General features: G+C 62.0%; 6 protein-coding genes and 1 pseudogene. 5 read left to right on the top strand and 2 right to left on the bottom strand.

The genetic code is table 11. The features are described 5' to 3' along the window. Positions 1-1,435: transglycosylase SLT domain-containing protein (locus AC1D0Z_RS12025; protein WP_477658480.1), on the bottom strand; the 1,435-nt coding region annotated here is incomplete at its 3' end. After that, positions 1,432-2,202, bottom strand: a complete 771-nt coding sequence (gene gloB, locus AC1D0Z_RS12020; protein ID WP_477658479.1) for a hydroxyacylglutathione hydrolase — start codon at positions 2,200-2,202, stop codon at positions 1,432-1,434. The genes AC1D0Z_RS12025 and gloB, both read right to left, overlap by 4 nt. A 24-nt stretch (positions 2,203-2,226) precedes the next feature. Between gloB and AC1D0Z_RS12015 the strand changes: the two genes are divergently transcribed. The 5 genes and pseudogenes from AC1D0Z_RS12015 to AC1D0Z_RS11995 form a co-directional block, all read left to right on the top strand. Continuing rightward, entirely contained in the window at positions 2,227-3,075 is an 849-nt protein-coding gene (locus AC1D0Z_RS12015) for a class I SAM-dependent methyltransferase (RefSeq protein ID WP_477658478.1), read from the top strand. 51 nt (positions 3,076-3,126) lie between these two features. After that, on the top strand, positions 3,127-3,612 hold the full coding sequence (gene rnhA, locus AC1D0Z_RS12010) for a ribonuclease HI (protein ID WP_477658477.1): 486 nt from the start codon (positions 3,127-3,129) through the stop codon (positions 3,610-3,612). Between the two features lie 210 nt (positions 3,613-3,822). Further along, positions 3,823-5,211, top strand: a complete 1,389-nt coding sequence (locus AC1D0Z_RS12005) for an efflux RND transporter periplasmic adaptor subunit (protein WP_477658476.1) — start codon at positions 3,823-3,825, stop codon at positions 5,209-5,211. A 68-nt stretch (positions 5,212-5,279) separates the two neighbouring features. After that, a complete protein-coding gene (locus AC1D0Z_RS12000; RefSeq protein WP_477658475.1) occupies positions 5,280-8,465 on the top strand; it encodes an efflux RND transporter permease subunit in 3,186 nt (1,061 codons plus the stop codon). Between the two features lie 54 nt (positions 8,466-8,519). Then, a pseudogene (locus tag AC1D0Z_RS11995) lies at positions 8,520-9,746 on the top strand (hypothetical protein); the annotation flags it as partial.

The following is a 9,746-nucleotide window of genomic DNA, read 5'->3' as shown; positions in this document are numbered from 1 at the left end:
GGAAAACCACGACTTGCTGGCCCAGCTTGAAGGCACTGGAAGTGCTGACCTTGTTCCATTCGGCGACGCTGGCGGCGCTCAGGCCGTAGCGTTTGGCAATGGTTGCGACCGACTCGCCCTTGCGGGCCTTGACGGTGGTGCGGCGCGTTACGACTTCCGGGGAGAATGAGACCTGGGCGGTGTCTGCAACGTGGCTGGTGACGTCGTTTTCAACCTTGGCCGAACGTGGCACCAACAGCGTTGAGCCAGCCTTGATCAGCATGCGAGGTGGTATGTTGTTGACGCTGCGCAAGTCCGCTTCGCTCATGCCGGTACGCCGCGCCGCCTCGGCCGCGTTCATGGTGCTGGGGGCCGACCAGGCGGTCCAGCTGGCGTACTGCCCCTGGGTATAGGCTTCGAAGTTGCGCTGGAACACCGTGGCGTTATCCCAGGGCAGAAGGATCTGGGGCGTTCCCGCCGCAATGATGACGGGGCGGTGTGCCGAAGGGTTCAGTGCCTTGAAGTCTTCAATCTTGACGTCGGCAAGGCGCGCTGCCAGGGCTACGTCGATGTCGCGTGTGATCAGCACCTGCTGGAAGTAGGGATGGTTCTCGATCAGCGGCAGTTCGGTACGGAAGGCCTGCGGATTGGCCACAATGTTCTTGACGGCCTGCAGCTTGGGCACGTAGAGCCGGGTTTCCGCCGGCATATTCAGGTCGGTGTAGCTGGTGCCCAGGCCCGCCCTCTGGTTTTTGGCGATGGCGCGACCAACGCTGCCTTCACCCCAGTTGTAGGCAGCCAGCGCCAGGTGCCAGTCGCCGAACATCCCATACAGTTTTTGCAGGTAGTCCAGCGCCGCACGGGTGGACGCCAGCACGTCGCGCCGGTCGTCGCGAAAGGCGTTCTGCTTCAGGTCGAAGTATTTGCCGGTGGCCGGCATGAACTGCCACATGCCGGCGGCCTTGGCGCTGGAAACGGCCTGCGGGTTAAAGGCGCTTTCAATGAACGGCAGCAGGGCCAGTTCCGTCGGCATCTGGCGTCGCTCCAGTTCTTCAACAATGTGAAAAAGGTATTTGCTCGAACGCTCGGTCATGCGCTGGATATAGTCCGGCCGGCTTGCGTACCACTGCTCGCGATCCGTCACCAGCTCGTTTTGCAGGTCGGGCATGGCGAAGCCGCGGCGAATACGGTCCCATAGTTCCTTCGGGGGCTCCGTGGAGGCGATCTGGTGCGAGCCAACCTGACCCGGAGTGATGGCTTGAAGCGGACCACCCGGTACCTGAGGTTTGGCGACCGGCCCTGTTGTGAGAACCGGGTCGCCCGGCATGCCCGGCGGGGACGGAGTGGCGCAGCCCGCCAGCAGTGCAGCGGCAAGCGTAAACGCCAGTGAAAAAATACGGAGGTTGATGGAATCAGGAGACGGGAAAGCGGCAGCGGTTCGGTCGTGTGGCGTCATTTGAATTGGTTTTTCCACTGCCGGATGGCGGCAAATACGGTGGTGTCGTCACGGGCCGACGCATCAAAGTGCCGGGCAGCCGTCATGATAGTAGGTTGGCGGGTCCGCAAGAAGGGATTAATGAGCAATTCCTGGGCCACGGATGTCGGCAAGGTCGGCTTTCCCTGGGCGCGCAGTGCAATGCATTGCGCCTGGTAGGCCGCCAGGTCGGCATTTTCTGGCTCGACAGCCACGGCAAAGCGGAGGTTGCTCAAGGTGTATTCGTGGGTACAGCAGACGACGGTGTTGCCGGGCAATGCGGCCAGTTTGTCCAGCGAGGCCAGCATTTGTGCCGGCGTGCCTTCGAACAGCCGGCCACAGCCGCCGGAAAACAGGGTGTCGCCGCAAAACAGCAGTGGCTTTGCGTTGACCTCGGGCGTGTAAAAAGCGATGTGCCCTGYGGTATGCCCGGGCACGTCGATCACCTCGAAATCAAGGCCAAGGGCGGTGAGGGTGTCGCCACCTTCAAGCGGCGCGTAGGGCTGGGGTATGGATTCAGTGGCCGGGCCGTAAACCTTGGCGCCCCAGGCTTCACGCAGGGCCGCCACGCCGCCCGTGTGGTCTGCATGATGATGGGTGACTAGAATCGACTCCAGTTGCAATGCGTGCTGTTCCAGGGCGCGCTGCACCGGCCCGGCATCTCCCGGGTCCACGACCAGGGCGCGCTTGCCGTCATGCAACAACCAGAGGTAGTTGTCGTCGAAGGCAGGGATGGGAATCAGATACATACAGTGGTTAGAACAAAGTTCTTGATGAGCTCTGAAATTATAGGTTTGACGGACTGGTTGAAGACCCCTCCCGGTGGCTATCTTCTGGACTGGGAACGCACGCATTTCGACCAGGCCGTCAGMGATGTTTTTGGCTACCATGCGCTGCAATTGGGCCTGCCGGAACTCGATGCCCTGCAAGCCAACCGCATGCCGCACAAATGGCTGGCGCTGGACTCCCCGCCGCCGGTGCCGCAAACCGGTAACCCTTCGGCTACGAATACGAGCGGCCACGCCGGCGCAAGTTCCCCCCGTGCCGCACTTGTAGCCGACGCGGCCGCCATTCCATTTCCGGAGAACAGCCTCGACCTGGTGGTATTGCCGCATACGCTGGAGCTCAGCAGGGATCCGCACGCCAGCCTGCGTGAGGTGAGCCGCGTGCTTGTTCCTGAAGGACGGGTGGTTATCAGCGGCTTCAATCCGACCAGCTTGTGGGGTTTGCGCCAGCGCCGCGGCCATATTTACCAGCGCTGGGGGTACGACGACCTGTTCCTGCCCAAAACAGGCGAGTTCATCGGCTACTGGCGCCTTCGCGACTGGCTGAGGTTGCTGGACTTTGAGGTAGAGTCGGGGCGCTTTGGCTGCTACCGGCCGGCGCTGACAAGTCAGGCCTGGCTGGACCGGTTCGAATGGATGGATGCGGCGGGTGAGCGCTGGTGGCCTATTTTTGGCGCTGTCTATTTTGTGGCGGCAGTCAAGCGTGTCCGCGGAGTTCGTTTGCTGGAGCCCGCCTGGAAGGCGCGAAGGGCAACGGCGACTGCCCCTGCCGCAATTGCCAACAGGGAGCCGGTCTCCCGCTCCTCCCGTTCCTCCCGTTCGCAGCCGCCTGCCTGATTTTCTTTAACCACCGGGTGCGCTTGGCGTCCCCGGCAGCACTTGTAACGCATGACCGACACACCCACAGGCTCAACGCCACCAGCACAACAACACGTCGTGATCTACACCGATGGCGCATGCAAGGGAAATCCCGGCCCGGGAGGCTGGGGGGCATTGCTGGCCATGGGGGGTACCGAAAAAGAGCTCTTTGGCGGCGAACTTGGCACCACCAACAACCGCATGGAAATGACGGCTGTCATTGAAGCGCTGGCTGCGCTGAAGCGGCCTTGCAGCGTGACGCTTTACCTGGACAGCGAATACGTGCGCAAAGGCATCACCGAATGGATTCACGGCTGGAAAGCCCGCGGCTGGCGCACTGCCGCCAAGGCACCCGTCAAAAATGTGGACCTCTGGCAGCGCCTGGATGCCCTGGTGGTTTCCAGCGGGCACAAAATCGACTGGCGCTGGGTCAAGGGCCACGCTGGCGATCCGGGCAACGAACGTGCCGACGCCCTGGCCAACAAAGGCGTCGAACGCGCACTGGGCCGGTTGTAACAAGACGGGTTGCGCACCCTAAAATAAGCGCACCATAAGCGTACATAGCATCATGGCCGGCCAGCTTTTTCGGGCTGTTTCGTAAAGCCGTTGTAAAGCTGTCCAAGAGCCCCTACGCCGCCCCTACAAAAGCGGTGCGCCTACCCCCGTGTCCTGCTACATTGGAAGTTTGTTTCGTTTTCTAACAAGTATTCTTCCCCCACTTCTTTCATGGCTTCAAAAGTAATTTATACGGTGGTCGCCATTGCGGGTATCGCCGCGGCTTCGGGCGCTGCCTGGTGGGTGCAGAAACCCAAGGCTAATGACACGGCAGCGGGGCCCGCACCGGCGGCATCCGCGCCCGGCGGCAATGGCGCAGCCGGTGGAAAGCCCCCGACCGTGGAAGCCGCCAAGGTAGAGGTGGCCAGGATCACCGACGGTACACAAGCTGTCGGCAGCCTGCGCTCGCGGCGTGGCGTGGTTTTGCGCCCCGAGGTCAGTGGGCGTATTACCCAGCTTAATTTCACCGACGGCCAGCGCGTGCGCAAAGGGCAGGTTCTGGTGCAGTTTGATGACCAGTTGCCTCTGGCTCAGGTGCAGCAAAGCCAGGCTGAACTCTCCATCGCCCTGGCCAACCAGAAGCGCAACCAGGAGCTGGTGGCACAAAACTTCATCAGCCAGCGCTCGCTGGATGAAAGCGCGGCCAACCTGCAGGTGGCACAGGCCAAGCTGTCCCTGGCCAAGGCCACGGCCGCCCGCCTGAAAATTGTCGCCCCGTTTGACGGCATCGTTGGTATTCGCCAGGTCAATGTGGGCGACTACCTCAAGGACGGCGCCGACATTGTCAATATCGAAGACATCGAAGCAATTTTTGTTGATTTTCGCTTGCCCGAACGGTTCCAGAACAAGGTCAGACGCGGTCAGACGGCCACGCTGGATATTGACGCCTTGCCGGGACGCCAGTACACGGCGCAAATCCAGGCCATCGACCCCCTGATCGACGCCAATGGGCGTTCGGTCGGCGTTCGCGGCTGTGTTGATAACCGGATGCTTCAGCTGAGGCCCGGCATGTTTGCCCGCGTCAATACCGTTTTTGGCTCGCGGGAAAGTGCGCGTGTCATACCCGAAGAGGCCATCATTCCGCAGGGGGGCAGGCAGTTTGTCATCAAACTGCTTGATGGCCCCAATGAACAGACGAAGACCAGTAAACGCGTGGAAGTGAAGGTCGGGCTGCGTACACCGGGCAAGGTGGAAATAGTCGAAGGGCTGGAACCCGGCGAGACGGTGGTCACCACGGGCCAGCAGCGCGTCCAGCGCGACGGAACGCTGGTCACAGTGGTGGACCTGGCGGCTGCGCGCTCCGGCCGTGCCCCTGCAGAGCGGCCCGCGCCCGCCGCACCACGCACCGAAGCGGCTTCTGCAGCACCAGCACCTGCACCTGCAGCCGTTGCGCCGAAAACAGAGGCAGCACCTTCCAAAGCGCCGGTTGCGGCTGCTCCCCTGGCGGGCCCGAACCCGTGCGGCGTGGTGGTTTCCGAGGCTGCACCGGCGCTGGTTCCCACCAAAGGCGCGGCAGCACCCGAGCGCCGTGCGGCTCCGGCGTTGCGCGATCCGGCGTGACGTGCGGCCGGTGCCGACGTGATTCAAGATCGAAGTACACAGTGAAAACAGTGAAGTAACCGCCGCTCATGCAACTCGCTGAAGTCTCCATACGCCGCCCGGTCTTTGCAACCGTGCTGTCGCTGCTTATCGTCCTTGTGGGCGCGGTGAGCTTCAACCGCCTTGCGGTGCGCGAATACCCCAAAATTGATGAGCCCGTGGTGACCGTGAGCGTGCGTTATGCCGGCGCATCTGCGGAGGTCATTGAAACGCAGGTGACCAAGCCGCTCGAAGATTCCATCGCAGGCATTGATGCGGTCGACGTGATCACCTCCATCAGCCGGGCCGACCAGGCGCAGATCAGCGTGCGCTTCAGGCTCGAAAAGGACGCGGATTCCGCCGCCGCAGAGGTCCGCGACAGGACTTCGCGTGTTCGCAACAGGCTGCCGCAGGCGATTGAGGAGCCGGTCATCGCCAAGGTCGAAGCCGATGCTTTCCCTGTGATCCAGATCGCTTTTTCCAGTGAGTCGCTCACACCCCTGCAGATCAACGACCTCGTCAACCGCATCGTCAAGCCCCGCCTGCAAACCGTGACCGGTGTTGCGGATGTCCGTATCTTCGGTGAACGCAAATACGCCATGCGGGTATGGCTGGACACCGACAGGCTCGCCTCTTACCGGCTGACCACGCAGGATGTGGAAGACGCCATTCGCCGCAGCAACCTTGAGCTGCCCGCCGGGCGTATCGAATCCCAGCAGCGCGAGTTCAGCGTGACCTCCCAGACCGATCTGGTCCGGCCGGCCCAGTTCGGGGAAATCGTCATCAAGAACGTGAACGGGTTCACCGTCAAGGTCAAGGATGTCGCCCGTGTGGAAGAGGGCGCCGCGGACGAGCGCACCGCGGTGCGGCTCAATGGCCGGTCTGCCGTGGCAGTCGGCGTGATCCGCCAGGCCACGGCCAATCCGCTGGACTTGTCCACGGGCGTGCGCGAGGTTCTTCCCAAGCTCAAGGCCGACCTCCCACCGGATGTCCTTATCGACATCGCCAACGACAACTCGGTGTTCATTGACCGTTCCGTCAAGAACGTCTACCGCACCATCGCGGAGGCGATCGTGCTGGTGGCGCTGGTCATTTTTGTGTTTTTGCGCACCTTGCGCGCTTCCATCATCCCCATCATTACCATTCCGGTCAGCCTGATCGGAACATTCGGCATGATGGCGCTGGCGGGCTTCACCATCAATACGCTTACCCTGTTGGCCCTGGTGCTCGCTATCGGCCTGGTGGTGGACGATGCGATCGTGATGCTCGAGAACATCTTCCGGCATATCGAGGAGGGCATGGACCCGTTTTCCGCCGGCATCAAGGGTGCGCGGGAAATCGGTTTTGCGGTGGTGACYATGACGGCGACGCTCGTGGCGGTGTATGCGCCTCTGGCTTTCACACCCGGGCGCACGGGCCGCCTTTTTGTCGAGTTTGCCCTGGCGCTGGCCGGCGCGGTGGTGGTGTCGGGTTTTGTCGCCCTGACCCTCACCCCCATGATGTGCACGAAATTGCTCAAGCACAATCCCAAGCCGAACCGCTTCGACCGCTTCATGGAACAGGTGCTGACGCTGGCGTCAGACCGCTACGGTTCGGCCCTGCGCTGGGTGGTTACCACCCGCTACACGCCCGTTGTGCCAGTGACGGGACCTTCGGCAGGGCGTCCCGGCACCGGCGAGCGGCTTAAAGGTTTCGTTCTGCAGGCGCGCTGGATTGTCATTGCGGTCATGCTGATCAGTGCGCTGGCCATCGCACTGGTATTCCCGTCCATGAAGCAGGAGCTGTCCCCGATCGAAGACCGCGGGGTCATCCTGGCCAACGTCAATGCGCCCGACGGCGCCACGCTGGACTACACCAACCGCTATGYCAGGGCCCTCGAAAAAATGGGCGAGCCGTTCAAGGAGTTTGACCGCATTTTTGCCAATGTGGGCAACCCGACGGTCGCGCAGGCCAGCGTGGTCTACCGCACGGTCGACTGGGACGATCGCAAGCGCTCCACCATCGAAATGGCGCGGGAACTCCAGCCCAAATTCAATGCGCTGCCTGGCGTGACGGCTTTCCCCATCACCCCGCCTTCGCTGGGCCAGGGCTTTCGCGAGCGGCCGCTCAATTTTGTGATCCAGACGTCCGACAGCTACCAGAATCTCAACACCGTGGTTCGCCAGATACTGGATGAGATCGCCAAAAATCCCGGCATTGTGTCGCCCGATGTGGACTTGCGCCTGAACAAGCCGGAGCTGCGCATCGAGGTTGAGCGCGACAAGGCCGCCGACCTGGGCGTCAGTGTTGAAGTGGTGGCCAAGGCGATTGAGACGCTGCTGGGCGGGCGCAACGTCACGCGCTACAAACGCGATGCCGAGCAGTACGACGTGATCGTGCAGACCGCGGCCAGCGGCCGCACCACCCCGGACGACATTGACCGCATTTATGTGCGGGGCCGCAACGACGCCATGATTCCGCTCTCTGCGCTGGTCAAGGTGCGCGAAAGCGTGTCCCCCCGCGAACTGAACCACTTCGGGCAGCGCCGTTCGGTGTCCATTACCGCGAGCCTGTCCGGTGACTATTCCCTGGGCGAGGCCTTGCGTTTCATGGACGCTACAGCGGCCAAGGTGCTCAAGACCGGCTACAGCACCGACCTCAATGGCACCTCCCGAGAATTCAAGAACTCCCAAGGCGCGCTGGCCATCGTGTTTGTGCTGGCGCTGGTGTTTATTTTCCTGGTGCTCGCCGCGCAGTTTGAAAGTTTTGTGGATCCCCTGGTCATCATGCTGTCGGTGCCCTTGTCCATGATCGGGGCGTTGCTGGCGCTTAAGTGGAGCGGCGGTTCGCTCAACGTCTATTCGCAGATCGGGCTGATTACCCTGGTGGGGCTGATCACCAAGCACGGCATCCTGATTGTGGAGTTCACCAACCAGTTGCGCGGGCAGGGCATGGAGATGATCGACGCGCTGGTCAAGGCTTCTTCGCAGCGCCTTCGCCCCATCATGATGACGACCGGCGCCATGGTGCTGGGGGCCTTGCCCCTGGCCCTGGCCCACGGGGCCGGCGCAGAAAGCCGCACACAGATCGGCTGGGTGATTGTGGGCGGCATGTCGCTGGGCACCTTGCTCACCGTGTTTGTGGTGCCCACCATGTACACCCTGTTTGCCCGCAAGGCGATCCCCGGCGCCAACAAGACCATTGCCAAAGAGCAGCCCGATGAACACCTTGAGCACCCGGAATATGTGGCGAAATAATCAGAAAGCGCCAGGTTCAAACCGGGGTTGTCGCATGGTGATGAGAAAGCCTGTTTGACCGCATACCCTGCGGGCCAAATCCGTACCCTTGCTTCCTGCCTGGTTTCATTCCTGCTCGCGGCTGCCCATGCGGTGCCTGCGCAAGCCCAGGAGGCGCCCGGTGCCGGTGCATATGGTGTGCAGTTTTTCTGTTCACCGTCGCAGCGGGCGCAGCTCAGCCCCGCCATGTTTCGCTACTTCCAGACGCTCGGCATCCCGGCCCGGCTGGTTCAGGAAACGCTCGACAGTGCCCGTGGGACCCTGACGTATTCCCTGCTGGGTTCGGGCGCGGCCGTGAGCACGCTGTTGCTGGCGCAGCGCCCGGAGCTGGCCATCAAGGACGAGACGGTGCTTGTGCCCGTGAAAAACAGCAAAACACGCAAGCTCAGCACAGTCTCAAAAAAAGAAATCCTGCTGGCCTTGTTGCACCCAGGCCGTTTGACTGAATTCAGGGGAAAGGCCTGCGATGTCCAGGCCCTGGTCGATCATGTGGGCATCCGCCAGAACACCGTCATCTGGGCGGAGGTGCTGGAATGGGGCTGGCCCGAGGGCGGCCCTGCCAGATGGAATTCCCGCTACTGGGTGCATGGCACGCCCAGGCTCCGCACCCCGCTGCATCGGGCCCTCAATGACATGTTTTTTGAGCAGGGCAAATACGAGATAGGCTGCTACGCCGCGACCAAGGTGGTTTTTGCCCAGGGTGCGCTGGATTATTTTCGCCGCGTCAAAGGTGATGCGCGCAGGGCAGACACTGTGGCGCGGCGATTGTTGGCCGACGGTGAGCCGCTGGTTGACCTGGAACCCGGCCGCATGTGGAGCTTTGAAGCCGATTTTGACCCGCTGGAGCTAGAGCGGCCCGGCAAGGTCCTGCGCATGGTGGAAGGCGTTGCCGCAGGCAATTTCGTCCCGGGCGATTGGGCCTACTTCCTGAACACCGACCTGCGCACCAGCCAGAAGACGGGGTACGAAGGCTCGAACGCCATCTACCTGGGCGGCAACCGGTTTGACGACTATTACAACGACAACCAGCACCACTACACCTACCAGGAAAAACTGGGGGAGGTTTACCAGTGGCGCCATGAGGTTTTCAGCCGTCATCGCGACGCCGAAAAAATACAGCCGTTGAGTGCGCAGGATTATGAACGCCTGAGCACCACGCCGGAAAAAGGCGGCTTGCTCATGAGCTTTCGGGTGGTGCCTTATTTCTTTGGCTACGAAGACCTGCCCGCGCTATCAAAGCCC

The organism is Polaromonas sp. P1_E3, assembly GCF_056405935.1.
Note: the sequence above shows the minus strand (reverse complement) of the source record. Positions and strands in the feature narration are given on the sequence as shown.